The 26,724-nt window shown below is 71.1% G+C and carries 23 protein-coding genes; 14 read left to right on the top strand and 9 right to left on the bottom strand.

The genetic code is table 11. From position 1 onward, the window contains the following. Nucleotides 1-86: 86 nt before the first annotated feature. On the bottom strand, nt 87-1,079 hold the full coding sequence (locus ACGFX9_RS25795; RefSeq protein ID WP_393476439.1) for an aldo/keto reductase: 993 nt from the start codon (nt 1,077-1,079) through the stop codon (nt 87-89). 70 nt (nt 1,080-1,149) lie between these two features. Beyond that, nucleotides 1,150-1,701 carry a MarR family winged helix-turn-helix transcriptional regulator gene (locus ACGFX9_RS25790; RefSeq protein WP_393476436.1) on the bottom strand — a complete coding sequence of 184 codons (552 nt, stop codon included), beginning with the start codon at nt 1,699-1,701 and terminating at the stop codon, nt 1,150-1,152. 15 nt (nt 1,702-1,716) lie between these two features. Here ACGFX9_RS25790 and ACGFX9_RS25785 point away from each other — a divergent pair, with 15 nt between their 5' ends. After that, a complete protein-coding gene (locus ACGFX9_RS25785) occupies nt 1,717-2,223 on the top strand; it encodes a carboxymuconolactone decarboxylase family protein (protein ID WP_393476433.1) in 507 nt (168 codons plus the stop codon). Here ACGFX9_RS25785 and ACGFX9_RS25780 read toward each other — a convergent pair. Further along, nucleotides 2,207-2,920: an SGNH/GDSL hydrolase family protein gene (locus ACGFX9_RS25780; protein ID WP_393476430.1), complete on the bottom strand. Its 714-nt coding sequence runs from the start codon at nt 2,918-2,920 to the stop codon at nt 2,207-2,209. The two genes, ACGFX9_RS25785 and ACGFX9_RS25780, sit on opposite strands and share 17 nt — an antisense overlap. Before the next feature lie 117 nt (nt 2,921-3,037). Between ACGFX9_RS25780 and ACGFX9_RS25775 the strand changes: the two genes are divergently transcribed. After that, nucleotides 3,038-4,024: a WD40 repeat domain-containing protein gene (locus ACGFX9_RS25775; RefSeq protein ID WP_393476615.1), complete on the top strand. Its 987-nt coding sequence runs from the start codon at nt 3,038-3,040 to the stop codon at nt 4,022-4,024. Here the strand turns inward: ACGFX9_RS25775 and ACGFX9_RS25770 are convergent. Then, entirely contained in the window at nt 3,984-4,781 is a 798-nt protein-coding gene (locus ACGFX9_RS25770; protein ID WP_393476427.1) for a TetR/AcrR family transcriptional regulator, read from the bottom strand. The two genes, ACGFX9_RS25775 and ACGFX9_RS25770, sit on opposite strands and share 41 nt — an antisense overlap. Nucleotides 4,782-4,935: 154 nt before the next feature. Then, nucleotides 4,936-6,054, bottom strand: a complete 1,119-nt coding sequence (serC, locus tag ACGFX9_RS25765; RefSeq protein WP_393476424.1) for a phosphoserine transaminase — start codon at nt 6,052-6,054, stop codon at nt 4,936-4,938. A 173-nt stretch (nt 6,055-6,227) separates the two neighbouring features. Between serC and ACGFX9_RS25760 the strand changes: the two genes are divergently transcribed. The 10 genes from ACGFX9_RS25760 (at nt 6,228) to ACGFX9_RS25715 (ending at nt 19,712) form a co-directional block, all read left to right on the top strand. After that, nucleotides 6,228-9,050, top strand: coding sequence for an FAD-binding and (Fe-S)-binding domain-containing protein (locus ACGFX9_RS25760; protein WP_393476421.1), 2,823 nt, complete (start codon nt 6,228-6,230; stop codon nt 9,048-9,050). A 337-nt stretch (nt 9,051-9,387) separates the two neighbouring features. Continuing rightward, nucleotides 9,388-9,855 carry a cupin domain-containing protein gene (locus ACGFX9_RS25755; RefSeq protein ID WP_393476418.1) on the top strand — a complete coding sequence of 156 codons (468 nt, stop codon included), beginning with the start codon at nt 9,388-9,390 and terminating at the stop codon, nt 9,853-9,855. 122 nt (nt 9,856-9,977) lie between these two features. Then, complete coding sequence (locus ACGFX9_RS25750; RefSeq protein ID WP_393476415.1) at nt 9,978-10,985, top strand: DMT family transporter; 1,008 nt, start codon at nt 9,978-9,980, stop codon at nt 10,983-10,985. 75 nt (nt 10,986-11,060) lie between these two features. Beyond that, on the top strand, nt 11,061-11,882 hold the full coding sequence (locus tag ACGFX9_RS25745; RefSeq protein ID WP_393476412.1) for a TIGR03084 family metal-binding protein: 822 nt from the start codon (nt 11,061-11,063) through the stop codon (nt 11,880-11,882). Between the two features lie 56 nt (nt 11,883-11,938). Further along, nucleotides 11,939-13,627, top strand: coding sequence for an acyclic terpene utilization AtuA family protein (locus ACGFX9_RS25740; RefSeq protein WP_393476612.1), 1,689 nt, complete (start codon nt 11,939-11,941; stop codon nt 13,625-13,627). After that, the gene (locus ACGFX9_RS25735) at nt 13,624-15,231 is read left to right on the top strand and encodes an acyl-CoA carboxylase subunit beta (RefSeq protein ID WP_393476409.1); all 1,608 of its coding nucleotides are present in this window, start codon (nt 13,624-13,626) and stop codon (nt 15,229-15,231) included. The genes ACGFX9_RS25740 and ACGFX9_RS25735 overlap by 4 nt, the downstream gene beginning before the upstream one ends. Nucleotides 15,232-15,277: 46 nt before the next feature. Further along, complete coding sequence (locus ACGFX9_RS25730; RefSeq protein WP_393476610.1) at nt 15,278-17,203, top strand: biotin carboxylase N-terminal domain-containing protein; 1,926 nt, start codon at nt 15,278-15,280, stop codon at nt 17,201-17,203. Further along, nucleotides 17,200-18,366 (top strand): acyl-CoA dehydrogenase family protein, encoded by a 1,167-nt coding sequence (locus tag ACGFX9_RS25725; protein WP_393476406.1) that lies wholly within the window; start codon nt 17,200-17,202, stop codon nt 18,364-18,366. Before ACGFX9_RS25730 ends, ACGFX9_RS25725 begins: the two co-directional genes overlap by 4 nt. A 33-nt stretch (nt 18,367-18,399) precedes the next feature. Next, nucleotides 18,400-19,134 carry an enoyl-CoA hydratase family protein gene (locus ACGFX9_RS25720; protein WP_393476403.1) on the top strand — a complete coding sequence of 245 codons (735 nt, stop codon included), beginning with the start codon at nt 18,400-18,402 and terminating at the stop codon, nt 19,132-19,134. Beyond that, nucleotides 19,122-19,712, top strand: a complete 591-nt coding sequence (locus tag ACGFX9_RS25715) for a TetR/AcrR family transcriptional regulator (protein WP_393476401.1) — start codon at nt 19,122-19,124, stop codon at nt 19,710-19,712. Before ACGFX9_RS25720 ends, ACGFX9_RS25715 begins: the two co-directional genes overlap by 13 nt. A gap of 78 nt (nt 19,713-19,790) precedes the next feature. On the opposite strand, the gene ACGFX9_RS25710 is transcribed toward ACGFX9_RS25715, so the two are convergent. Further along, nucleotides 19,791-20,891 (bottom strand): citrate synthase 2, encoded by a 1,101-nt coding sequence (locus tag ACGFX9_RS25710; protein ID WP_393476399.1) that lies wholly within the window; start codon nt 20,889-20,891, stop codon nt 19,791-19,793. Between the two features lie 412 nt (nt 20,892-21,303). On the opposite strand from ACGFX9_RS25710, the gene pdxH reads away from it, so the two are divergent. After that, nucleotides 21,304-21,969 carry a pyridoxamine 5'-phosphate oxidase gene (pdxH, locus tag ACGFX9_RS25705; RefSeq protein WP_393476397.1) on the top strand — a complete coding sequence of 222 codons (666 nt, stop codon included), beginning with the start codon at nt 21,304-21,306 and terminating at the stop codon, nt 21,967-21,969. Between the two features lie 19 nt (nt 21,970-21,988). Here the strand turns inward: pdxH and ACGFX9_RS25700 are convergent, their stop codons facing one another. Both ACGFX9_RS25700 and ACGFX9_RS25695 read right to left on the bottom strand, forming a co-directional pair. Beyond that, nucleotides 21,989-22,852, bottom strand: coding sequence for an alpha/beta fold hydrolase (locus tag ACGFX9_RS25700; RefSeq protein ID WP_393476607.1), 864 nt, complete (start codon nt 22,850-22,852; stop codon nt 21,989-21,991). 559 nt (nt 22,853-23,411) lie between these two features. Beyond that, nucleotides 23,412-24,104, bottom strand: coding sequence for a metal-dependent transcriptional regulator (locus ACGFX9_RS25695; RefSeq protein WP_160505687.1), 693 nt, complete (start codon nt 24,102-24,104; stop codon nt 23,412-23,414). Between the two features lie 255 nt (nt 24,105-24,359). On the opposite strand from ACGFX9_RS25695, the gene ACGFX9_RS25690 reads away from it, so the two are divergent. Then, the gene (locus tag ACGFX9_RS25690) at nt 24,360-25,124 is read left to right on the top strand and encodes an SIS domain-containing protein (protein WP_393476394.1); all 765 of its coding nucleotides are present in this window, start codon (nt 24,360-24,362) and stop codon (nt 25,122-25,124) included. Between the two features lie 41 nt (nt 25,125-25,165). On the opposite strand, the gene ACGFX9_RS25685 is transcribed toward ACGFX9_RS25690, so the two are convergent. After that, a complete protein-coding gene (locus ACGFX9_RS25685) occupies nt 25,166-26,536 on the bottom strand; it encodes a PAS domain-containing protein (RefSeq protein WP_393476391.1) in 1,371 nt (456 codons plus the stop codon). Nucleotides 26,537-26,724: the final 188 nt, after the last annotated feature.

Below are 26,724 nucleotides of genomic sequence, written 5' to 3'. Positions count from 1 at the left end.
GTGCTCGTGATGATGTTCGTCGTGGTGGCGGTGGCGGCCGCGTTCGGTTAGCCGAACGCGGGCCGCCCCGCCTACCCCGAGGGGGACTACCAGGCGAAGGACTCCGGAGACGGCCCGGGCCCCGGGAAGATCTCGTCGAGCGAGTCGAGGATCTCCCGCGACAGTTCGAGCTCGACGGCGCGCAGCGCGGAGTCGAGCTGCTCCGCCGTGCGCGGGCCGACGATCGGCGCGGTGATCCCTGGCCGCGTAAGCAGCCAGGCGAGTGCGACCTCGCCGGGCGCGAGGCCGTGCTTGTCGAGCAGGTCCTCGTACGCCTGGACCTGCGCGCGGACCTCCGGCTTCGCCAGCTCGGCCGCGGCCCGCCCGCCGGTGCGCCGCGAGCCCTCGACCTCCTTCTTCAGTACGCCGCCGAGCAGGCCGCCGTGCAGCGGCGACCAGGGGATGACGCCCAGGCCGTAGTCCTGCGCGGCCGGGATCACCTCCATCTCGGCGCTGCGCTCACCGAGGTTGTACAGGCACTGCTCGCTGACGAGGCCGTAGCTGCCGCGCTGCCGGGCGATCTCGTTGGCCTGGGCGATCTTGTAGCCGGGGAAGTTGCTGGACCCGGCGTAGAGGATCTTGCCCTGCGCCACGAGGGTGTCGACCGCCTGCCAGATCTCCTCGAAGGGGGTGTGACGGTCGATGTGATGGAACTGGTAGATGTCGATGTAGTCGGTCTGCAGCCGCTTGAGCGATCCCTCGACGGCGCGGCGGATGTTGAGCGCGGAGAGCCGGTCGTGGTTGGGCCAGACCTCTTCCCCGTCTGCCGTCATGTTCCCGTACACCTTGGTGGCGAGCACGACCTTGTCGCGCCGCCCGCCGCCCTGGGTGAACCAGGTGCCGAGGATCTCCTCGGTGCGGCCCTTGCCCGAGCTCTGGCCGTAGACATTGGCGGTGTCGAAGTAGTTGACGCCCGCGCCGAGCGCGGCGTCCATGATCGTGTGGCTGTCGGACTCGTTGGTGAGTGGCCCGAAGTTCATGGTCCCGAGCGTGAGCCGGCTGACCTTGAGCCCTGTGCGTCCCAGCTGCGTGTACTTCATGACTACCTAGCCAACGACCTTGAGTGGGCTCTAGGCAAGGGGGCGACGGCATCGGGCGCGCCGGGCCGGATCACGCCCCACCCAGCCACCCCGCCGCGTCGAGCCGGAACGCGTCCGGCGGCACGACCGCGCGCAGGCCGGACTCCAGGGAGCTGAGGCGCCCGGCGCCCAGGGTCGCGGCCCACTCCGCGTGCAGCTCATCGAAGATCACCGCCGAGCGGCGCAGCGCGTCGATGCCGTGGGGGGTGAGGCGGATGAGCTTGCGGCGGGCGTCGGCGGGGTCGTCGGTGCGTTCCGCGTAGCCGAGGGCGATGAGCCGGTCGACGGTCTTGCCCGCTGCCTGCTTGGAGACACCGAGGCGGCGCCCGATCTCGCTGGCGGTGGCTCCGCGCGCCCCGACGGCCTGCATGGCGAAGCCGTGGGCGGGGCGGATCTCGGGGTGCCCCTGCCGGGCGAGCTCGGCGTGCAGCCGGTCGATGAGCGTGCGGAACCCGGCGAAGAGGAGGAGCGGCAGCTCGTAGCCGCGCCCGTCACCTTCGGACGGCACGCCCTCTCCCGCACTGCTTCCCTTGCGGGAATCGACAACCTGGTTTACCTTTTTATCGTCAACCACGTTGTCCATCGTAGGGGGTACACCTTGTTCACCGAACACACCACGGAGACCGCGCCGGCCGAGTCGCGCGCGGCGATGGAGCGCACGGCCGCCGCCTTCGGCAAGACCCCGGACGCGGTGGCGCGCCTGGCGGAGTCTCCCGAACTCCTCAACGGCTTCCTGGAGTTGAGCGCTTCCTTCGAACGTACGACGCTGGAGCCGGTGGCCCGCGAGGTCGTCGTCATGGTCATCGCCGCGCGCAACGACTGCCACATCTGCGTCACCATGCACACCGGCAAACTGCGGAAGCTGGGCGCGGACTCCACCCTGATCGCCGCCCTCCGCGAGCAGCGTGAGCTGACCGACGAACGGCTCGAAGCGATACGGCAGTTCACGCTGGAGGTGCTCAGGACGTCCGGCGCGGTGGAGGACGCGGAGCTGAAGGATTTCCTGGCGGCGGGCTACACGAAGCGCAACGCCCTGGAGGTGGTGATGGGCATCGGCACGTACACGATGTCCACCCTGGCGAACAGGCTCACACGCGCCGCATGAGGCGCTCGTCGAACGGCGCCTCGTAGCGCGCCCCCACCCCCCACGCCTGATGCATCGCGTCCGCGAAGGCCGCCGCCAGCTTGTGCTCGCCGCTCCCGTTGGGGTGCGTTCCGTCGTAGGTGTCCGCGTCGATCTCGTACGAAACCGGCGACGAGGCCAGGAGCAGCGGGGAGACGCCCGTGTCCAGGTCCGCCACCGCCTTCGCCAGAAGGACGTTGAAGCGGGACACCTCCGCCGCGAACGGGGCGTCCGTCCGCGCCCTGATGTTCGGGATCACCGGCAGCAGGACCATCCGGACGCGGGGGTTCGCCGAGCGTGCCGCCGCGACGAAGCCGCGTACGTTGTCCGCCGTCTGCTCCGCGTTCGTGTAGAAGCCCAGGTCGATCAGGCCGAGGGAGATCAGCAGGACGTCGGCGCGCTCGCGCCGCACCGCGTCGGCGATCTGCGGTGCCATGTGCAGCCAGCCCTCGCCCCAGCCCGCGAAGTGGTGGCGCGGGAAGTCGGGGTCCTCGCAGGCGTACGCGTACGAGGACGGCTCGCCGGAGTCCTTGTCGTGCAGCGCACGGCGCGGTCCCACCACGGCGAACTCCGCGGCACCGAGCGACGCTCGCAAGTGGTGCCACATCCGGTAGCGCCAGGTGTGTTCCCCCGCGCTTCCGATCGTCATCGAGTCGCCGACGAACATGAACCTGAGCATTCGCTCATCATCGCGGATCAACGCCCCGGCCTGCGATGTGAGGCTGAACACCCGCCGAACGCCCGGCCCCCGGCGCCGGGGTGGCAGGCTTGGCCCATGCGTTCACTGCGTTCTTTGATGGGTGCCATGAGTGCCATCGGTGCCGGGGCCTTGCTTCTCCTTGCCGTCGGCACAGTCCCCGCCGCCGCCGACGACAGCCACGACGGGTTCACCATCAAGGACCCCCGCATCATCGAGTCCAGCGGCCTCGCCGCCTCCCGTGCCCACCCGGGCGTGTACTGGACGCACAACGACCAGGACAAGGGCGGGGCGCTGCTCTACGCCGTGGACAGCAAGACCGGGAAGACCGTCGCCACCGTCACCATGACCGGGGTCGGCACGCCACGTGACGTGGAGGCCATCTCCATCGGCGGCGACGGGAACATCTACGTCGGCGACATCGGCGACAACCTCGGCGGCACCTGGTCCCATGTCTGGATCTACAAGCTGCCCGAGCCGAAGAAGCTCCGCGACCAGACCGTCCGGGCCACGCAGTACACGGTGAAGTACGAGAACGGGCCGCGTGACGCCGAGGCGATGATGGTGCATCCCAAGACGGGGCGGATCTACATCGCCGACAAGAAGGAAGAGGGCGGCAGCCTGTACGAGGGGCCCGCCGAGATGACCGCCTCCGGCACCAACGTCTTCAAGCGGATCGGCGCCACCGGGCTCTGGACGAGCGACGGAGCCTTCTCGCCCGACGGCAAGCAACTCGCCCTGCGCGGGTATCTGGGCGGAGTGTCGTACGCCTGGAAGGGCGAGGGAAAGATGCCCGCGCGCGAGGGGCGGCTGAGCGTCCCGCTGCAGAGGCAGGGCGAGTCCGTCACGTACACCCCGGACGGGACGACCCTCATGTATGGCACCGAGGGCGAGCAGAGCGACGTCGAGCCCGTGGAAGTGGAGGGTGCCGGTGGCGGCAACTCCGGGTCCGGCGGCGGGAGTTCGAGCGGTGACGGGGGCAGCGGCGGCTCCGGGGTCGACGGTGACCTGAAGGTGGGTGCGCTGGCCGTCGGCGCCGTGCTCGTCATCGTCTTCGGCCTGAAGCGGGCGTCCCGGCGGAAGTAGCCGTGCGCTGCGCCACCAGGACGTCCAGACCGTCCAGGAGGCGCTGCAGGCCGAACTCGAAGTGGTCGAACCGCGGGCCGAACGCGTCGCTCGAGAGACCGGCGAGGTGGGGGTAGCGGCCACTGTTCATGATCCGTTCGAGGGCCGGGGACTGCGCCTCCCAGAACGCCTCGTCCGTCAGGCCGCTCTTCTTCACCGCCTCCGCCTCGTGCACATGGGTGCGGGCGACCCCGGTGACGTACCCCTCGATCATGACGATCACGCTGATCAGCTCGGGGTCGGCCAGGCCCATGGACTTGATGCCGGCCAGGTTCCGTTCCAGGCCGCCGACCGAGCCGGGGCCGAGCACCGGACGGGCCTGGTTGACCTGGAGCAGCCAGGGGTGGCGGCGGTAGAGGACGAGCGTCTCGCGTGCGTACGCCTCCACGGCCTCGCGCCAGCCGCCGGCCGGGGGTTCGGGCTCCCCCGACGGTGTGAACACCCGGTCCAGCATCAGGTCAAGGAGTTCGCCCTTGCCGGGGACGTAGCGGTAGAGGGACATCGTGCCGGTGCCGAGCTCCGTGGACAGGCGGCGCATCGAGACCGCCGTGAGCCCCTCGGCGTCGGCGAGTCGCACCGCCTCGGTGACGATCCGGTCCAGGGTGAGCCCGGGCTTGGGACCCCGCGTGGGCCGTTCGCCCTCACCCCAGAGCAGTTCCAGGCTGCGGGTGATGTCGCTGCCGGTGCGCTGGACGTCGCCGCCGTTGGTGCTCGTCATGGGCTCAGCCTAATCCTCGGGACGTGAATTGGGTACGGCGTACCCAGAGGATGGCTGGAGGCTGCCGTCGTACGCCGATGGGGGCGCCCGGCAGGTGATCACCCGCCGGACGCCCCCATCGGCGTACGAACTGCTGTTACAGCTTCTACAGCCCTTACAGCTTCTCGATGACGTAGTCGATGCACTTCGTCAGCGCCTCGACGTCCGCCGGGTCGATCGCCGGGAACATCGCGACACGGAGCTGGTTGCGGCCGAGCTTGCGGTACGGCTCGGTGTCCACGATGCCGTTGGCGCGCAGCGCCTTGGCGACGGCGGACGCGTCGATCTCGTCGGCGAAGTCGATCGTGCCGATGACCTGCGAGCGCTTGGCCGGGTCCGTGACGAACGGCGTCGCGTACTTGGACTCCTCGGCCCAGCCGTAGAGCGTGCGCGAGGAGGTCGCCGTGCGGCCCGTCGTGAAGTCGAGGCCACCCTGGGAGTTCATCCAGTCGAGCTGCTCACCGAGCAGGAAGAGCGTGGCGAGGGCCGGGGTGTTGTACGTCTGGTTCTTGCGGGAGTTGTCGATCGCCGTCGGCAGGCTGAAGAACTCCGGGACGTGGCGGCCGGACGCGTGGATGCGCTCGGCGCGCTCGATGGCCGCCGGGGAGAACGCCGCGATCCACAGGCCGCCGTCCGACGCGAAGGACTTCTGCGGGGCGAAGTAGTAGACGTCCGTCTCGGCGATGTCGACCGGGAGGCCGCCCGCGCCGGAGGTGGCGTCCACCAGGACGAGCGAACCCGCGTCCGCGCCGGCCACCCGCTTGATGGGGGCCGCGACGCCGGTCGAGGTCTCGTTGTGCGTGAAGGCGTAGACGTCGACGCCCGCCTCGGCCCGCGGCTCGGGGTGCGTGCCCGGCTCGCTGCTGATCACGGTGGGCTCGGCCAGCCAGGGGGCGAGCTTCGAGGCCTTCGCGAACTTGGAGGAGAACTCGCCGAAGGTGAGGTGCTGCGACTTGTTGTCGATCAGGCCGTGCGTCGCGATGTCCCAGAAGGCGGTGGAGCCGCCGTTGCCCAGGATCACCTCGTACCCCTCGGGGAGGGAGAAGAGGTCGCGCACACCCTCGCGCACCTTGCCGACCAGGTTCTTGACCGGGGCCTGGCGGTGGGAGGTGCCGAGCAGAGAGGTACCGGTGGCGGCGAGCGCGTCCAGCGCCTCCGTGCGCACCTTGGAGGGGCCCGCGCCGAAACGTCCGTCGGCGGGCTTGATGTCAGCGGGAATCTGGATCTCAGCCACGGGGTGAGCCTAGCGGCTTCTGGGGCGGGGACCTCGGGGGCGTCCGGCGGGTGAGATCGCCCCGTGCGTCACGTGGACGCCTCGGGGCTCCGCCCCGGACCCCGCTCCTCGATCCGCTCAGCCGTGGGAGGCGTGTGAATTCGCGGATGCATTCTGCGGGCAGGGATACGGGCATGAGTGATCTCGGAGGCGTGGAAGCGGAACTGCGGGCGGCTGTGCGGGGGGAGGTGGACTTCTCCGTCACCGCGCGGGCCCTGAACACCATGGACGCGTCCAACTACCGGCGTGTGCCGGTCGGCGTGCTCGCCCCGCGCGACGCGGACGACGTGGCGGCGGCGCTCGCGGTCTGCCGGGAGCATGGGGTGCCGGTCGTGGCGCGGGGCGCCGGTACGTCCATCGCCGGGCAGGCGACCGGCACGGGGCTCGTCCTCGACTTCACCCGGCACATGAACCGGATCGTGTCCCTGGACGCGGACGCGCGTACGGCGGTCGTCCAGCCGGGCGTGATCTGCGACGCCCTGCGGGGCGCGGCTGCCCCGCACGGCCTGACCTTCGGCCCCGACCCCTCCACCCACAACCGCTGCACCCTGGGCGGCATGATCGGCAACAACTCCTGCGGCTCGCACTCGGTCGCCTGGGGCACCACCGCCGACAACGTCCACCGGCTCTCGGTCATCACATCGGGCGGTGAGCGGCTCGGCCTCGGGCAGGGCTGGGACGGCGCTCCGGAGGGGCTGCGCCCGCTGGTGGACGCCGAGTTGAAGCTGCTGCGGACCGGGTTCCCCGAGCTGCCGCGCCGTATCTCCGGGTACGCCCTGGACGAGCTGCTGCCCGAGCGGAACGTGGACCTCGCGCGGGCCTTCTGCGGCTCGGAGGGCACGCTGGGCATCGCGACGGAGGCGGTCGTACGGCTCGTCGAGGCTCCACGCGCGCGTGCGCTCGCGGTCCTTGGATACGCCGACGAGAGCGCGGCGGCGGAAGCGGCTGCCGGGCTGCTCGTGCACGGGCCGCTGACGGTGGAGGGGATGGCGGCCGATCTCGTACAGGGGACGCGGGGTCTGCCCAAGGGCGGCGCCTGGCTGTTCGTGGAGACGGGCGGCGGGGATGAGAGGGAGGCACGCGCGCGTGCGGAGGGCATCGCGCGGGCGGCTGCCGGGGACGGTGGCGCGGTGGACTCGATGGTCGTGACGGATCCGGCGGGCCAGCGGCTGCTGTGGCGGGTCCGGGAGGACGCGAGCGGGACGGCGACACGGATGCCCGACGGGAGCGAGGCGTGGCCGGGATGGGAGGACTGCGCGGTGCCGCCGGCCCGGCTCGGCGCGTATCTGCGGGACTTTCGGGGGCTGCTCGCCGAGCACGGCCTGCGCGGCACTCCGTACGGACACTTCGGGGACGGCTGCATTCACGTACGCATCGACTTCGATCTGATGAGCGGGGAAGGCGTACGCCGCTTCCGGCGCTTCTCGGAGGAGCTCGCGGAGGTCGTGGTCGCGCACGGGGGTTCGCTTTCGGGCGAGCACGGGGACGGGCAGGCGCGGGCCGAGCTCCTTCCCAAGATGTACGGGACTGACCTCGTCCGGCTGTTCGAGCGGGTGAAGGGGGTGTGGGACCCGGCGGACCTGCTGAACCCCGGGATGCTGGTGCGGCCCGCGCCGCTGGACGTGAATCTGCGGTTCGACGTGCTGCCCAGGGAGCCGGTGGACGTTGCTTTCGGCTACCCGCACGACGGGGGTGACTTCTCGGCGGCGGTGCGGAGGTGCGTGGGGGTGGCCAAGTGCCGTACGACTACCGCCGGTTCGGGCGGCGGCGTGATGTGCCCTTCGTTCCGGGCCACGGGCGAGGAGGCGCACTCGACGCGGGGGCGGGCGCGGTTGTTGCACGAGATGCTGGCGGGGGATGTGGTGACGGACGGGTGGCGCTCGGAGGAGGTGCGGGACGCGCTCGATCTGTGCCTGTCCTGCAAGGGATGCCGGTCGGACTGCCCGGTGGGCGTGGACATGGCCACGTACAAGGCGGAGTTCCTGCACCACCACTACGAGGGCCGCAGGCGGCCTGCGGCGCACTACGCGATGGGGTGGCTGCCGCGGTGGCTGCGGCTGGCCTCGCGGACGCGGGGGCTGGCCGGTGGCCTGGTGCGGGTGGGGGTGTTGGCGTCGCTGGTCAAGAGGCTGGGCGGGATCGCGCCGGAGAGGGGGATTCCGCGGTTGGCGGGGGAGACGTTTCGGGGGTGGTTTCGGAGGAGGGGGGATTCTGGCGCTTCTGCTTCGGTTTCGGGCCCGGCGGTGGTGCTGTGGCCTGACACGTTCACGGAGTACCTGTCGCCGGCGGTGGGGCGGGCGGCGGTGCGGGTCCTTGAGGACGCGGGGCTGCGGGTGGTGGTGCCGCCGGGGGATGTGTGCTGCGGTCTTACGTATGTGTCGACGGGGCAGTTGGACCGTGCGCGGGGGGTTATGCGGAGGACTCTGGAGCGGATGGGGCCGCTGCTGGACTCGGGTGCGCTGCTCGTGGTCCTCGAACCGAGCTGTGCGGCGGCGCTGAAGACGGACCTGGTGGAGCTGCTGGGGGAGGACTCGGGGGCGAGTCAACTGGCGGGGCGGGTAAGGACGTTCGCGGAGGCGCTTGAGGAGCTCGCGCCGGGGTGGACGCCGCCGAGGGTGGACCGTCCGGTGGTGGGCCAGACGCACTGCCACCAGCATGCGGTGCTTGGGGATGCGGCTGAGCGGCGGTTGCGGGCTGCGGCGGGTCTGGAGGGGGAGTTGAGCGGGGGTTGCTGCGGGCTCGCGGGCAACTTCGGCTTCGAGGCGGGGCATTACGAGGTTTCGGTGGCGTGCGCGGAGGAGCAGTTGCTGCCTTCGGTGCGGGGTTCCGTGCCGGAGGCGAAGGGCGGCCCCGTGATCCTTGCGGACGGCTTCTCCTGCCGGACGCAGTTGGATCAGGTTGCGGGGGTGCGGGGGCGGCATTTGGCGGAGGTGCTGGCGGAGGGGTTGGACGGCTGAGCCGCTGGGGGGCTGGGGGGCTGGGGGGGGGCGGTGCCTGCCTGTCCGTCTTGGGGTGGGGGTGCGGGGGAGCCTGGGGTGCGGTGTCTGTCCGTCTTGGGGGCGGGGGCGCGGTGCGGGTGGCCGGGGGTGCGGTGCCTGTCCGGCTGTGGGGCGGGGCCGCGCCGGTATGTCCGTCCTCGCTATCGTCCGGTGGCCGCGGTGTTGCTGCGGCACCGGAGTGCCGCGAACCGTGCTCCGGGCGGAAATACCGACACGTCCCCTCGCGTGCGCTGCCGACTGCGGGTGCGTGTCGTGTGCGGTGCCTGTCCGGCTGTGGGTGCGGGGCCGCGCCGGTATGTCCGTCCTCGCTATCACGGAGCAGTACACGGCCCTCCTGCTTCCAGGGAACCTTCCGGTGCTGCGTACCTTGCGGGTCGTCTACAGCGATGCGGACAGGCCCACCGAGGCGACCGTCGGCGCAGTCGGGGCTCCCGCTCACTTTCATGCCAAGGCCACCGAGCTCTTTTTTGTGATCGGCGGTTCCCTCCAGGTTCTGGTGGGCGATGAGGTCACCGTCCTGAACGCCGGTGACTTCCTCGCCGTCCCTCCGTACACCCCGCACGCCTTCTCCGCCGCCCCCGGCAGCACGGCGGACGTCCTGTTCGTCTTCACGCCCGGCATGGCCCGCTTCGACTACCTGCGGCTCCTCGGCAGTGTGATGCGCGGTGAGGCCGACCCGAAGAAGATCGCGGAGTCCTCCGAGCGCTTCGACAACCACTACGTCGACAGTCCCGCCTGGCGAGAGGCGCTCGCCGCCTCGTGATGTGGACGCCATTTGCGTACAGCAGTCAATCCGCTCCACAATCCTTACGTAGTCCACTACCTTGGACGAGGTAGTTCAGGAAGATGGACTGGCCGAGGGCTGGGGAGACGGAAGGATTCGCTGTGGAAGCGTCGAGGAGCGGTCAGGAGGCCGCAGCCGGTGGGCGATGGGGTGCCCTCGGGCCCGTCGGGCTCGTGCTCGCCGGTGGTGTCTCCGTCCAGTTCGGCGGCGCCATCGCCGTCAGCGTGATGCCCAAGGCCGGGGCCCTCGGCATCGTGACCCTGCGGCTTGTCTTCGCCGCCCTTGTGCTGATGATCGTCTGCCGGCCCAGGCTGCGCGGGCACTCGCGGGCCGACTGGGGGACCGTCGTCGCCTTTGGTGTGGCCATGGCCGGGATGAACGGGCTCTTCTATCAGTCCGTTGCCCGGATCCCCATGGGGCCCGCCGTGACGCTTGAGGTCCTCGGGCCGCTCGCCCTCTCCGTTTTCGCCTCGCGGCGTGCCGTGAATCTCGTATGGGCCGGGCTCGCCCTGTGTGGTGTCTTTCTGCTGGGAGGCGGGGGCGGGTTCAGCGGGCTCGACCCGGTGGGTGTCGCCTTCGCGCTCGGCGCCGGTGTCATGTGGGCCACGTACATCGTCTTCAGCGCGCGTACGGGGCGTCGCTTCCCCCAGGCCGACGGGCTCGCGCTCGCCATGGTCGTCGCGGCCGTCCTCTTCATGCCGCTCGGGCTCATCGAGTCCGGGGAGAAGCTCGTCAGGCCCGAGGTGCTCGGTCTTGGCGCCGCCGTCGCCGTGATGTCCTCCGTACTGCCGTACACGCTCGAACTGCTCGCCCTGCGGCGCCTCCCCGCCTCCACCTTCGCGATCATGATGAGCCTGGAGCCCGCCCTCGCCGCCGTCGCCGGATTCCTCGTCCTGAACCAGGCCCTCTCCGTGAACGAGGCGCTGGCCATCTCGCTGGTCATCGCCGCCAGCATGGGCGCCGTCCGGACCCAGGTCGGGCGCGGCCGGGGCCGGAAGGCCGGGGGCGTGGTGTCGGGTGGCACCCCCGAAGCCGTGGTGGCGGATGCCGTGGATGGCACCAACTCCGTTGACGCCGTCGAGCGGGTTCCGGAGTCGTCCGGAAAGTAATGCAAGCACGCTTGCTTGTTTCTCCGGGCGCTGCCATGCTCCGGGGCACACCGTCGTGCCCCGAGGGAGCGCTCCGTGCCCGAAGCCGTGCAAGCCGTGCCCGTACTCGACGATCTGCGCCGTGAGAGTGAGGAACTCGACCAGCTGGTAGGTGGGTTGGAGGGCGAGCGCTGGACGCTCCCCACCCCCGCCGACGGCTGGACCGTCGCCCATCAGATCGCTCACCTCGCCTGGACCGACCAGGCCGCCCTGACCGCCGTCACCGACGGCGACGCCTTCGGTCGGCTCGTCGAGGCGGCCCTCGCGGCTCCTGAATCGTTCGTCGACGACGGGGCCGCAGAGGGCGCCGAGCTGCCGCCCGGTGAACTGCTCGCCCGGTGGCGCGCCGGGCGCGACGCACTCCTGGAGGCGCTGACGGCCGCCCCCCGCGGCACCCGCTTTCCCTGGTACGGGCCGCCCATGTCGGCCACCTCCATGGCAACCGCCCGGCTGATGGAGACCTGGGCCCACGGCCAGGACGTCGCCGACGCGCTCGGAGTGACGCGGGCGCCCACCGACCGGCTGCGGCACGTGGCCCATATCGGCGTACGGGCCCGGGACTTCTCCTTCGGTGTACGGGGACTGAGTGCGCCGGATGACCTTTTCCGGGTTGAGCTTCAGTTGCCTTCCGGTGAGCCGTGGGTCAGTGGGCCCGAGGACGCCGGCCAGCGGGTGACCGGGCCCGCACTCGATTTCTGCCTCCTCGTCACGCAGCGCGCACACCGCGACGACCTCGCCGTACGGGCCGAAGGCGCCGACGCCGAGCGGTGGCTCGGCATCGCGCAGGCCTTCGCGGGGCCGGCGGGCGTTGGGCGTCCGGCCAAGAACGGCAAGGACGCCCAGGAGCCCCGCCCGTGACCGCCCCCCTGCGCATCGGCAACGCCTCCGGCTTCTACGGCGACCGCTTCGACGCCATGCGCGAGATGCTCACCGGCGGCCCCCTCGACGTCCTCACCGGCGACTACCTCGCCGAACTGACCATGCTGATCCTCGGCCGCGACCGCCTCAAGGACCCCGCGCGCGGCTATGCGAAGACCTTCCTCCGCCAGCTGGAGGAGTGCCTGGGGATCGCCCGGGAGCGGGGGGTGAAGGTCGTCGCCAATGCCGGTGGGCTCAACCCCGGTGGACTTGCCGACGCCGTACGGGAGTTGGCCGCGCGGCTCGGCGTCGATGTGCGGGTCGCCCACGTCGAGGGCGATGACCTCGGAAGCCGCTTTCCCGACGCCCTGACCGCCAACGCCTACCTCGGCGGCGCCGGAATCGCCGCGTGCCTGCGCGCCGGAGCCGATGTCGTCGTCACGGGACGCGTGACCGACGCCGCCCTGGTCACCGGGCCCGCCGCCGCGCACTTCGGGTGGGGGAGCGGGGACCACGACCAGCTCGCCGGCGCTGTCGTCGCGGGGCACATTCTTGAGTGCGGGACACAGGCCACCGGAGGCAACTACGCCTTCTTCGCGGGGCGTTCGCCGAGCGAGCTGCGCCGGCCCGGATTTCCGCTCGCCGAGATCCATGAGGACGGTTCAAGCGTCATCACCAAGCACGACGGAACGGGCGGCTTCGTCGACATCGGCACGGTCACCGCGCAGCTGCTGTACGAGACATCCGGCGCCCGGTACGCGGGGCCCGACGTCACCGCCCGGCTCGACACGGTCACGCTCACCCAGGAGGGGCCCGACCGGGTCCGCGTCTCCGGGGTGCGCGGTGAAGCTCCGCCGCCCGCCCTGAAGGTCGGCCTGAACCGCCTCGGCGGCTTCCGCAACGAAGTCGTCTTCGTCCTCACCGGGCTCGATGTGGAGGCCAAGGCGGATCTCGTACGGGCCCAGGTGGAGGATGCGCTCGGGCGGGCCAAGTCGCCCCCTGAGGAAGTGCGTTGGGAGCTTGTACGCACCGATCGGGCGGACGCGCCCAGCGAAGAGACCGCCTCCGCCCTCCTGAGGCTCGTCGTACGCGACCCGCGGCAAGACCCCGTCGGCCGCACCCTCAGCGGCGCCGCGATCGAACTCGCCCTCGGCAGCTACCCCGGATTCCACGTCACGGCGCCCCCGGGCAAAGGCGCCCCCTACGGAGTCTTCGACGCCGCGTACGTCGAGCGCGGCACCGTCGACCACGTGGCCGTCCTGCCCGGCGGCGAGCGCCACCCCGTAGAGTCCCGCGGCGACACCCTCGTACTCGAAGACCTCGACCGGCCGCCCCTGCCCCCACCCCTCCCACCGGGTCCCACGCGCCGCGCACCCCTCGGCCTCGTCGCGGGCGCCCGCAGCGGCGACAAGGGCGGGGACGCGAACGTCGGCGTATGGGCGCGTACGGACGACGCCTGGCGGTGGCTCGCCCACGAGCTGACCGTCGAGCGGTTCCGTGAACTCGTGCCGGAGGCCGCTGAGTTGACCGTCGTACGCCATGTGCTGCCGAACCTGCGGGCGCTGAACTTCGTCGTCGTGGGGATCCTCGGCGCGGGCGTCGCGTCCCAGGCCCGCTTCGACCCCCAGGCCAAGGGCCTCGGCGAATGGCTGCGCGCCCGCCACGTCGACGTACCGGCCGCGCTCCTTGAAGCGACTGAACCGATGACTGGACCGACGCTCGAACCGACGGAGGTACTCCCGTGACCGTCCTCGCCTCCGCACTCGACCCCGCGAGCGCCGAGTACGCCGAGCACCGCGACGCCATGCTGGCCAAGCTCGCCGAGCTGGACACCGAGCAGGCCAAGGCCCTTGAAGGCGGCGGCGAGAAGTACGTCGCCCGGCACCGGGGGCGCGGCAAGCTCCTCGCCCGGGAGCGGATCGAGCTGCTCCTCGACCCCGACACGCCGTTCCTGGAACTGTCGCCGCTCGCCGCCTGGGGAAGTGACTACCCAGTAGGCGCCTCCATGGTCACCGGCATCGGTGTCGTCGAGGGCGTGGAGTGTCTGATCACCGCCAATGACCCGACCGTGCGCGGCGGGGCGAGCAACCCCTGGACCCTGAAGAAGGCCTTTCGCGCGCACGAGATCGGGCACGCCAACCGGCTGCCGTCCATCCATCTCGTGGAGTCGGGGGGCGCCGACCTGCCCTCCCAGAAGGAGATCTTCATCCCGGGCGGTGCGCTCTTCAAGCACCTCACCCAGTCCTCGGCCGCGGGCATCCCCACCGTCGCCGTCGTCTTCGGCAACTCCACGGCGGGCGGCGCCTACGTACCCGGCATGAGCGACCACGTGATCATGGTCAAGGAGCGGGCGAAGGTCTTCCTCGGCGGGCCGCCGCTCGTGAAGATGGCCACCGGCGAGGAGAGCGACGACGAGTCGCTCGGCGGCGCCGAGATGCACGCGCGCGTGTCGGGCCTCGCGGACTATCTCGCCGAGGACGAGCGCGACGCGCTGAGGCAGGCGCGGCGGGTCGTCAAGCGGCTCAACTGGCGCAAGGCGTACGCCGACCCGGCCCCGGCGACGCTCGTCGAACCTCCCAAGTACGACGAGGACGAGCTCCTCGGCATCGTGCCCGGCGACCTCAAGGTGCCCTTCGACCCGCGCGAGGTCATCGCCCGCATCGTCGACGGCTCCGACTTCGACGAGTTCAAGCCCCTGTACGGGACCAGCCTCACCACCGGCTGGGCCGCGCTGCACGGCTATCCCATCGGGATCCTCGCCAACGCGCAGGGCGTGCTCTTCAGCGAGGAGTCCCAGAAGGCGGCGCAGTTCATCCAGTTGGCCAACCAGCGCGACATCCCGCTGCTCTTCCTGCACAACACGACCGGATACATGGTCGGCAAGGAGTACGAGCAGGGCGGCATCATCAAACACGGCGCGATGATGATCAACGCCGTGTCGAACTCGCGCGTACCGCACCTCAGCGTCCTGATGGGCGCCTCGTACGGAGCCGGGCACTACGGCATGTGCGGACGGGCGTACGACCCGCGCTTCCTCTTCGCCTGGCCGAGCTCCAAATCGGCCGTGATGGGACCGCAGCAGCTTGCGGGGGTCCTGTCGATCGTGGCCCGCGCGTCCGCCACCGCCAAGGGGCAGCCCTACGACGACGACGCGGACGCGGCCCTGCGCGCCATGGTGGAGCAGCAGATCGAGTCCGAGTCGCTGCCGATGTTCCTCTCGGGCCGTCTCTACGACGACGGGGTCATCGACCCCCGCGACACCCGCACCGTCCTCGGCCTGTGCCTGTCCGCGATCCACACCGCCCCCTACGAGGGCGCGCGCGGCGGCTTCGGCGTCTTCCGGATGTGAGGAGCTCCCCATGACCAGCACCAAGACCAGCACCAAGACCAGCACCATGATCAGTAAAGTCCTCGTCGCCAACCGCGGCGAGATCGCCTGCCGCGTCTTCCGCACCTGCCGCGAACTGGGCATCGCCACGGTGGCGGTCTACTCCGACGCCGACGCGGACGCCCTGCATGTCCGGGAGGCCGACACCGCCGTACGCCTGCCGGGCGCGGCGCCCGCGGACACGTATCTGCGCGGCGAACTGATCGTGAAGGCCGCGCAGACGGCCGGAGCCGACGCCGTCCACCCCGGCTACGGCTTCCTCTCCGAGAACGCGGACTTCGCACGCGCCGTCCTGGACGCAGGTCTCGTGTGGATCGGACCGCCCCCCGAGGCGATCGAATCCATGGCCTCCAAGACGCGCGCCAAGGAACTCATGGGCATCGAGCCGATGGGCCTGGCGGACGTCACCGAGGCCGATCTTCCCGTCCTGGTGAAGGCGGCGGCAGGGGGCGGCGGGCGCGGCATGCGCGTCGTGCGCGAACTGGGCTTGCTGCAGCAGGAGTTGGTTGCGGCCCGCGCCGAGGCGGCAAGCGCCTTCGGCGACGGTGAGGTCTTCGTCGAGCCCTACGTGGAGGGCGGTCGGCACGTCGAGGTGCAGATCATGGCCGACGCGTACGACACCGTCTGGGCGCTCGGCACCCGCGACTGCACGCTCCAGCGCAGGCACCAGAAGGTCATCGAGGAGTCCCCGGCGCCGGGCCTCGCCGACGATCTTGTGGAGCGGCTGCACGCGCAGGCCGTGCGGGCAGCGCGCGTCACCGGGTATCGCGGGGCGGGCACGGTGGAGTTCCTCGTCGCGGGCGACCGCGCGCACTTCCTGGAGATGAACACCCGGCTCCAGGTCGAACACCCTGTCACGGAGGCCGTTTTCGGGCTCGACCTCGTGGCGCTGCAGATCCAGGTCGCGGAAGGCGCGCGCCTCCCGGAGGAGCCTCCCGCGGTTCGCGGGCACGCCGTGGAGGCGCGCCTCTACGCCGAGGACCCGGCGGCCGGCTGGGCCCCGCAGACCGGCACCCTGCACCGGCTCTCCGTGCCGGACGTCCGGCTCGACACCGGGTACGCGGACGGCGACTCGATCGGCGTGCACTACGACCCGATGCTGGCCAAGGCCATCGCGTACGCCCCCACACGCGCCGAGGCCCTGCGCAGGCTCGCGGGCGCCCTGGAGCGTGCGGTCGTCCACGGGCCCGTCACCAACAGGGAGTTGCTCGTACGGTCCCTGCGGCACCCGGAGTTCACCGAGGCACGCATGGACACCGGCTTCTACGACCGGTACGTGGGCGAACTAGCCTCGGCCGCACCGGATCCGCACGCCCCGCTGGCCGCGGCGCTCGCCACCGCGCACGGCCGCTCGCGGTTCGGCGGCTGGCGCAACCTCGCCTCGCAGCCCCAGGTCAAACTCTTCCGGAGCGAGCCGGACGGGACCGAGCACGAGGTCCGCTACCGGCACACCCGGGAGGGGCTGAGCGCGGACGGGGTGCGCGTGCTCTCCGTCTCCGGCGAACTCGTCGTACTCGAAGTGGACGGTGTGCGACGGCAGTTCGAGGTGCGGACGTACGGCGACGACCGCGTGTACGTCGGCCATGCCGCCCTCACCGCAATCCCGCTGCTCCCCGAACCCACCACCCGGCAGGAGCCCGGCTCGCTGCTCGCCCCGATGCCCGGCACCGTCGTGCGCCTGGCCGACGGACTCACCGAGGGCGCGCGGGTCACCGCAGGGCAGCCCCTCATCTGGCTGGAGGCCATGAAGATGGAGCACCGCATCACCGCTCCCGCCTCCGGCACGCTCACCGCCCTGCACGCCGCGCCCGGCCGCCAGGTCGAGGTCGGGGCGCTGCTCGCAGTCGTAGACGTCGTCGATGCGACAGACGCCGTAGTTGCCGTAGATGCCGAAGTTGCCCAAGTTGCCGTACAGGAGGAGCAATCCGTATGAGCACCGTCCTCGAAACCGAAGAGCACCAGGCCCTGCGCGCGGCCGTCGCCGCGCTCGGCAAGCGTTACGGCCGCGACTACCTCACCCGTGTCGTGCGGGAGGAGGGCCACCCCGACGAGCTGTGGGCGGACGCCGCCAAGCTCGGCTACCTGGGCGTGAACCTGCCCGAGGAGTACGGCGGCGGAGGGGGAGGAATCGCTGAACTCTCCATCGTCCTGGAGGAGTTGGGTGCCGCAGGGTGTCCCCTCCTGATGATGGTCGTCTCGCCCGCGATCTGCGGCACCGTCATCGCCCGCTTCGGCACCCCGGAGCAGAAGCAGGCCTGGCTGCCCGGGCTCGCCGACGGCACCCGCACCATGGCGTTCGGCATCACCGAGCCCGACGCCGGCTCCAACTCCCACCGGATCACGACGACCGCGCGCAAGGACGAAGCGACCGGCGACTGGCTCCTGACCGGCCGCAAGGTGTTCATCTCGGGCGTCGACATCGCCGACGCGACGCTCATCGTCGGCCGCACGGAAGACGCCAGGACCGGCAACCTCAAGCCCTGCCTGTTCATCGTCCCGCGCGAGACGGAGGGCTTCGAGCGGCGGCAGATCGAGATGGAACTCCAGGCACCGGAGAAGCAGTTCGAGCTGACCCTCGACGATGTGCGGCTCCCCGCGGACGCCCTGGTCGGCGACGAGGACGCCGGGCTGCTCCAGCTCTTCGCCGGGCTCAACCCCGAGCGGATCATGACGGCGGCGTTCTCGATCGGCATGGCGCGCTACGCCCTCACCCGGGCCGTCGGATACGCCAAGGAACGCAGCGTGTGGAAGAGCCCGATCGGCGCCCACCAGGCGATCGCGCACCCTCTCGCGCAGTGCCACATCGACATCGAACTGGCCCGCCTGATGATGCAGAAGGCCGCCCGGCTCTACGACGAGGGCGACGACATGGGCGCCGGTGAGGCCGCCAACATGGCCAAGCTCGCGGCGGCCGACGCGTGCGTGAAAACCGTCGACCAGTCCGTGCACACGCTGGGCGGCAACGGCCTGACGAAGGAGTTCGGCCTCGCGTCCCTGATCGTGGCGTCACGGGTCGCGCGGATCGCCCCCGTGAGCCGGGAGATGATCCTCAACTACGTCTCCCACCAGACGCTCGGCCTGCCCAAGTCGTACTGAGCCGCGCCCTCACCGCCAACCACTGGAGATGTGATGGGACTTGTGCACACGCCCCAGGAGCGCGGCATCGTCACGCTCACCCTGGACAACCCCGCCAACCGCAACGCGCTCTCCGCGGGGCTGCTGCGGGAACTCGCCGGGGCGCTCGACGACTGCGGCAAGGACCCCGCCGTACGCGCGGTCGTCCTCACGCACACCGGCTCGACGTTCTGCTCGGGCGCCGACCTGCGGGAGCCGCCGGACCCGGCCGTCCTGGTGGCGCTGCTGCGGCAGATCGTGGAGCTGCCGAAACCGGTGGTGGCGCGAGTGGACGGGCATGTGCGGGCGGGCGGGCTCGGTCTGCTCGGCGTGTGCGACATGGCGGTCGCCGGGCCAGGGGCGTCGTTCGCACTGACGGAGGTACGGATCGGGGTGGCGCCCGCGGTCATCTCCATGCCGCTGCTCGCCCGGCTCGACCCGAGCGCCGCGTCCCGCTACTTCCTCACCGGGGAGCGCTTCGGCGGGGCGGAGGCGGCGCGCATCGGCCTGGTGACGGCGGCAGGGGACGACGTGGACGCCGAGCTGGCGCCCCTGCTCGAAGGGGTGCGCAAGGCGGCGCCGCAGGCCCTGGCCGAGACGAAGAAGCTGCTCACGGCTAAGGTGCTCGACGCATTCGACCACCACACGGACTCGCTCATCGCCCTGTCCGCGCGCCTCTTCGGCTCAGCAGAGGCGCGCGAGGGGATGGCGGCGTTCCTCGAACGACGGGAGTGCCCATGGGTGCTGTGACCGCGGCCGACCGCTCGCCCAAGCAGGACCGCAGCCGTGCGACGCGGCAGCGGCTCCTGGAGGCGGCCGTGGCGTGCCTCGCCGAGAGCGGCTGGGCGGGGTCCACGGTTTCCGTGGTCGCCGAGCGGGCCGGAGTCTCGCGGGGCGCGGCCCAGCATCACTTCCCTACGCGGGAGGACCTCTTCACCGCGGCGGTGGAGTACGTGGCCGAGCAGCGGTCCACGGCTCTGCGGGAGCTTCCCGCGCAGGACCGGGCGTCAGTGGTGGCCGCCCTCGTCGACCTCTACACTGGCCCGCTGTTCCGGGCGGCGCTGCATCTGTGGGTGGCCGCTTCGAACGAGCCCCAGCTGGGGTCGCGGGTGACGGAACTGGAGGCCCGGGTGGGGCGCGAGACGCACCGGATAGCGGTGCGGCTGCTGGACGCGGACGAGTCGCGGCCGGGGGTGCGGGAGACGGTCCAGGGGCTCCTGGACATGGCGCGGGGCCTGGGCCTCGCGAATCTGCTGACGGACGACGGGGCGCGGCGGGAGCGGGTGGTGGGGCAGTGGGCGAGGTTGCTGGACGCGGCCCTGGGGTGAGTGTCCTCAAACGCCGGACGGGCTGATTTTCAGCCTGTCCGGCGTTTGAGGACGAACCCGGCGGAGCCGGTGACTGTCCTACCGCGCGATGTCCCCGTAGCCGATGACCTCCCGCGGGTCCCGCGTCCCGGGGCCCACGTACCGCGCCGAGGGGCGGACGAGCCGCCCCGTCCGCTTCTGCTCGAGGATGTGCGCCGACCAGCCCGCGGTCCGCGCGCACGTGAACATCGACGTGAACATGTGCGCCGGCACCTCGGCGAAGTCCAGGACGATCGCCGCCCAGAACTCGACGTTCGTGGCGAGGACGCGGTCCGGGCGCCGGGCGTGCAGCTCGTCCAGGGCCGCCTTCTCAAGCGCCTCTGCCACCTCGTAGCGAGGAGCGCCCAGCTCACGCGCCGTGCGGCGCAGGACGCGCGCCCGCGGGTCCTCGGCCCGGTACACCCGGTGGCCGAAGCCCATGAGCCGCTCGCCCTTGTCCAGCGCCTGCTTCACGTACGCGACCGCGTCACCCGTGCGCTCGATCTCCTCGATCATGCCGAGGACACGGGACGGCGCACCGCCGTGCAGCGGTCCGGACATGGCGCCGACGGCGCCCGAAAGCGCCGCCGCCACGTCCGCGCCCGTCGACGCGATGACGCGGGCCGTGAACGTCGACGCGTTCATGCCGTGCTCGGCGGCCGACGTCCAGTACGCGTCGACGGCCTGGACGTGCTTGGGGTCGGGCTCGCCGCGCCACCGCTTCATGAAGCGCTCGACGACCGTGTCGGCCTTGTCGATCTCATGCTGCGGCACCATCGGCAGACCCTGGCCGCGGGCGGACTGGGCGACGTACGAAAGCGCCATGACGGCGGCCCTCGCGAGGTCGTCGCGGGCCTCCTGCTCGCTGATGTCCAGGAGCGGCTTCAGGCCCCACACGGGGGCGAGCATGGCGAGCGCGGACTGGACGTCGACGCGGATGTCACCGGAGTGCACCGGGATCGGAAACGGCTCGGCGGGCGGCAGGCCGGGGTTGAACGCGCCGTCGACCAGCAGGCCCCAGACGTTGCCGAAGGAGACATGGCCGACCAGATCCTCGATGTCGACGCCGCGATAGCGAAGCGCGCCGCCTTCCTTATCCGGTTCGGCGATCTCCGTCTCGAACGCGATGACTCCTTCAAGTCCGGGTACGAAGTCGGACATCAGGCGGCTCCTCGTGACGTGTACGACAGATGGTGGTGACAGACAGCTCGTGACCATGTGTCAGAAGTGGGCGATTCCGGTCCGGTTCCGCGGTCTGCCGGTATGTGTGATTACTGCCGGTTTTCGACTCGCGGTCCGGGTCGGTCACCCCGGTGATGCCCCGTGCGGCTGGTGGTCACCCAACCGATTCGGCAGCGGAACGATATCCCTTGGTGCCACCCTTGGCGATGGCACCCGGCACTCAGTGCCACACGTCACCTCTCCTTGGTGAACGGGGGCCCGCCGTCCGCGCCTTCGTATACGGCAGGATGACGGTGTGACCGATCGAGCCGCCGCCTCCTCATCCGCCTCGTCCGCCGCCTCCTCCGTCCCTCCTGCCTCTGAAGCCCCTGCTGCGCCTTCTGCGCCTTCAATGGCCGACCTCGCCGCCATACGTGCCCACTACGGCATCGACGGACTCCTCGAAGGGGAAGTGCCCGCCACCCCCGTCGAACTCTTCGCGCTCTGGTTCGACCAGGCACTGGCCGCGGCCGGTGCGGGCCTGCTCCACGAGCCGAACGCCATGGTCGTCTCGACGGTGGACACCGAGGGCCGCCCCAGCTCCCGCACGGTCCTGCTGAAGGGCTACGACGAGCGCGGCTTCGTCTTCTTCACCAACTACGACTCCCAGAAAGCCCGCGAACTGGCCGCGAACCCGAACATCGCGCTGCTCTTCCCCTGGCACCCGATGGCCCGCCAGGTCATCGTCACGGGCACGGCGACGCGCGTCGCCCGCGAGGAGACGGTGGCCTACTTCCGCTCCCGCCCGCACGGCTCCCAGCTCGGCGCGTGGGCCAGCGCCCAGTCCTCGGTGATCGGCGCGCGCGAGGAACTTGACCGCGCGTACGCCGACTTGGCGGCCCGCTACCCCGAGGGCGAGCAGGTCCCGGCGCCGCCGCACTGGGGCGGCTTCCGGGTGGAGCCGAGGTCGGTGGAGTTCTGGCAGGGCAGGGCGAACCGGCTGCATGACCGGCTGCGCTATGCGCGGGCGGAGGCGGGTGCGGCTACCGGCTGGGCTGTGGAGCGCCTCAGCCCGTGACAGCCGGGCCCGGGCATCCCTACCCCGTGAGGACCCCGTCCAGGAACGGCTGGATCGCCTCGCGCCACGCCTCCGGCTGGTCGTAGTGCACCAGATGGCCCGCGTCCGCCACCTCCGCGTACTGCCCGCGCGGCATCACGCGGACCATCTCCTGGGCCTCGGCGCGGCCCAGCTCGCCGTCCAGGCCGCGGACGACGAGGGCGGGGCACTGGACCTGGGCGAGGTCCTCCCAGTGCGCGTCGTAGACCCAGGTCTCGCGGGACTTCAGCATCTGGTCGCGGTCGAAGACGGGGCGCCAGCCGTCCGGGCCCTCGGCCATCACCTCCGCGAAGAACTCGCCCCGGGAGGGGTTCGGGCGCTCCACCCAGGGGTCGTCCTCGCCGAACCACTTCCTTACGTCGGCGAGCGTCGCGAAGGGTACGGGCCAGGCCTTGAACCAGTCCTCCCACTCGCGCTGCGATGCCGCGCCGAGCGCGGAGGCCCGCATGTCGCAGATGATCAGGGCGCGGACGAGGTCGGGGCGCTTCGCGGCGAGCTGCCAGGCGGTGAGCGCGCCCATGGAGTGGCCGATGAGGACGGCGGGGGCGAGGCCGAGCTGGACGAGCGCGGCCTCGGCGTCGTCCACGTAGGCATCGCGGGTGAAGGGGCCCTCGGGGGGCTTGTCGCTCTGTCCGTGCGCGCGCTGGTCGAGTGCGACCGCGCGATGCCGCTCGGCGAGCCAGCGGGCGGTGTCCGCCCAATGGGACGCACGGCCCATCAGGCCGTGCAGTAAGAGCACCCCACCGGGTGACACGTCGGCCTCCCTGGACTTGGGAGGATCGGCGAACTCCCAGGCGGCGAGGCGTACGCCACCCGCACCCGTCACGTCGATGCGCCGCACCATGGTTCCTGGCACCCCCCTTGAATCCACTCGGGCTGAACGCCTGGTTCTGTCACGCACCCCCGCACGCTATCGAACTCTTTTTCGAAAGCGGGCGGATCGCCGGCAACACCCCTCGTTCGAGTGACCACCCTCAAGGATTGGCCTTCGGCGCCGAGGGGAGATCTTCATCGGGAGGCGGACCGCTCGGGGAAAACGGTCCGAGGGGGACGACCCTGGGAGCTCGGGGCTCCGGGTCGAAGCAGGGGAGGACAGGCCCCGGCGCCCAAGGGCGCCGGGGCCCTCTGTGCGCACCGGAGGTGCCGGTGCGCACCACTCCCGCAGGCGCTCACCAGATGGGCACATCCTCCTGCCCCCTCTCACGGCCGTGACGGCCAGACCCGGTGCCGACGCGGTCAAGAGCCCTCAGGTCATATGCCTCTCGCGACAGCCTCGCACGCAAAACGTCCCGCCGCTGCGATTCCGCACACTGAATCTTGGACTCCATACGAACCTGGAGCCTTCACAACTGACCGGTAAGCAACGCCAGTTGACGTGAACACCCGGTAACGGCCGGATTCCGTCAGCGCTTGGCCACGAAGACGTGCGACGCGACCTCCGCGTCGAGTTCCGCCGCCTCACCGCTGCTGCCCACGAGCACCCCGCCCGCGGACTCCGTCACGCTCACCACGGAGCCGGGCTGCACGCCCGCGCGCCGCAGCGTGTACATCAGCTGGGCGTCCGTCTGGATCGGCTCGCCGATGCGGCGCACCACGACGGTCTTGCCCTCCGTGCCCGGGTCGAGGTCGACCAGGGAGACCATGCCCTCGTCCAGGAACGGATCGGCGCCGTCCTTCTCGCCCAGCTCCTCAAGGCCCGGGATCGGGTTCCCGTACGGAGACTCGGTGGGGTGGCGCAGGAGCTCCAGGACACGGCGCTCCACCGCCTCGCTCATCACGTGTTCCCAGCGACACGCCTCCGCGTGGACCTGCTCCCACTCCAGGCCGATCACGTCGACAAGGAGGCACTCCGCGAGGCGGTGCTTGCGCATCACGCGGGTGGCGAGCCTGCGGCCCTCCTCGGTCAGCTCCAGGTGACGGTCGCTGGCGACGGCAACCAGGCCGTCACGCTCCATGCGCGCGACCGTCTGGCTCACCGTCGGCCCGCTCTGGTCGAGCCGCTCGGCGATCCGGGCGCGCATGGGGACCACACCTTCCTCCTCCAGCTCGAGGATGGTGCGCAAATACATCTCAGTGGTGTCAATAAGCCCCGACATGGGTGCCCCTCAGATTTCGCTCGTGCGGCCGGCCCTGCCCTCAATACTGACGCATACCACTGACAACCGGGTCTCGTCGGGGTGAACCCCGGGTCAGGCGGTCGTCGACGGGGTGCCCGGGCCGTATTGACAGGGCACTGGTCCAGACCGCAACGTGATCCGCGGCACACGGGAAACACGTGCAGGAAGTACGTGCGGGCCGTATGTGCAGGACATGCATACAGGACATACGTACCCGGAAAGGTTCCTCGGCGCATGGGCTCGAAGAGCGAGAGCAAGCTGGCCGGTCAGTACATCGACGCCGCGATCGGCCTGCTCGGACGGGTGCGCGACGAGGAGGGCGGGAACGTCGACGCGGCGGGCACGCTCCTTGCCGACGCCGTCGAGGCGGGCGGCAGGCTCTTCGCCTTCGGCGCCGGACACTCCTCGCTCGCCGCCCAGGACGTCGTCTACCGCGCGGGCGGCCTCGCCCTGATGAACCTCCTGGCCGTCCCCGGGGTCGTCGGCATCGACGTCATGCCCGCCACGCTCGGCTCGGCCCTTGAGCGCGTCGACGGGCTCGCGGGCGCCGTCCTGGACTCCTCACCGGCCCGCCCCGGCGACGTACTCGTGATCATCTCCCTCTCCGGGCGCAACTCGCTTCCCGTGGAGATGGCGATGAACGCCCGCGCGCTCGGCCTGAAGGTCATCGGCGTGACGTCGGTGGCGTACGCGACGGAGACGAAGTCACGGCACAAGTCGGGGACCTTCCTCAAGGACCACTGCGACGTCGTGATCGACTCGAAGATCGCCCTCGGCGACGCGGAACTCAGCCTCGACACGGTCGACGCCCCCTTCGGGCCCGCCTCCAGCGTCGTCACCAACGCGATCATGCAGGCCATGATGGCGACGGCCGTGGAGGAGCTCGCCGCGCGCGGTGTCGAGCCGCCATTGCTGCGTTCGGGGAACGTGGACGGCGGGCACGAGTGGAACGGCCGCGTGTTCGCGGAGTACGGCGACCGGATCTTCTACCGCCGCTGAGAGTTCGGAGGCCCCCCGGGGCCCCCCGGGAGGCCCCACCCTCAGTCGCCCAGCACCCGAGCCAGATCAAGCGAGGCCGCGACCCTCGCCGCCACGCTCTCCGCGTACGTCGCGTCCGCCCGCTCGAACTGCGTGCGGCTCGCGCCCCGCAGGAACGTCACCACCCCCAGCGTCCGCCCCCGGCTGCGCAGCACCGCGCACAAGGCGTGCACCGTGTCCTGCGGCCACTGCCTCGCCGCCGCCCACTCCCGGGCACGCTCGGGCGACGCGTTGCCCGCGCTGGCCCGTACGCAACCCACCCGCTCCACGCACTGCGGGGCAGGGTGCCCCTCCAGATAGCGGACGGGCAGCCCCGCCCTGGCCACCGGCAGGCACGGCCCCGGCGCCCCCGCGGGCGTCGCCGCGGCCCGCACGAGCCGCACCGGCTCCGCCTCACCCGCCACCAGATCGATCAACGCGTGGTCGGCGAAACCGGCCAGGGCGAAGTCCAGCTGGACGGTCGCCGCCTCCGTCGGATCCTCGCACTCGGCGGCGGCCCGCGCCGAACGGTGCAACTGCTGCGAACGGAACCGGAGTTGCACCGCCTCCAGCTCCGTCTGCTTGGCCTCCGTCACGTCCTGGAAGAGCCAGCCGACCCCCAGCGGAACCGGCTCCTCCGCGAGCGGCGAGGCAAGCCGCACGAAGCCGCTGCGCCAGCAACGCCGCTCCTGCTCACCGCTCTCCGGGCTCCGCAAGGCCACCCACATCTCCGCGGGAGCGGGCGGCGCACCCTCGGCGAGCACATGGCTCAGCGCGCCCTCCAGCTCCTCCACACCCTGCCCGAGCAACTCGCCAAGAGGCCGCCCCAGCAAGGCCGTACGCCCCATCCCGAGCGCCCGGGCGGCATGTTCATTGACCACGGCGGGCCGCAGATCGGCGTCGACGAGCACCACACCCCACGACGCGTCCTCGAACAGCGCCTCGCTCAAGGCGATGGAACGCTCCAGGTCGATCTGCGCGTGCACCTCGCTGAACGCGCAGTACACACCGGCGGGCTTACCGTCCCCGCCCCGCACGGCGGCGGACTGGGTCCGCACGAGCACCCGCCCGCCGTCCTTCGTGAGCAGAGCGAACTCATGCACCTGCCGCCCCGGAGCCTCCATGGCGGACAACAGCCGCCGCTCGACCTCCGCCGCATCGGCGGTCCGCACCGCCCACCCCGCGAACCCCCGCCGCCCGACGGCCTCCACCGCCGACCACCCGAGGATCCGCTCGGCCTCACGATTCCAGTGCGTCACCACCCCATCGGCATCGAACGCACACAACGCGGCGTCCATGCCGTCCAACAACGCCGCGAGCAATTCGGCCCCACCGGGCTCGGGCTCTTCAGGCCCCAACTCGTCGGTGGTCCCGCTACGCCGGGAAGCACTCACCTGGCACCCCCTGCAGGCCGTGTCCTCATGAGCTGCATGTTCTGCGAGTTCCGCGTGTACCGCACGTCAGATCATTGAACTCGAACGTGACGCAGCCCACAGGTGCTTCCCAGAAGTCAGACGAAATCGTTGCCCCGATTTAACGTCACAGGCCGCCCCCAACGTTCCCGTGGGCATCGAGCCGACAG

Origin of the sequence: Streptomyces sp. NPDC048436, from assembly GCF_043200355.1 — a bacterium.
Taxonomy (GTDB): Bacteria; Actinomycetota; Actinomycetes; order Streptomycetales; family Streptomycetaceae; genus Streptomyces.
The sequence above is the reverse complement of the archived record's forward strand: the minus strand, read 5'-3'. Positions and strand labels throughout refer to the sequence as shown.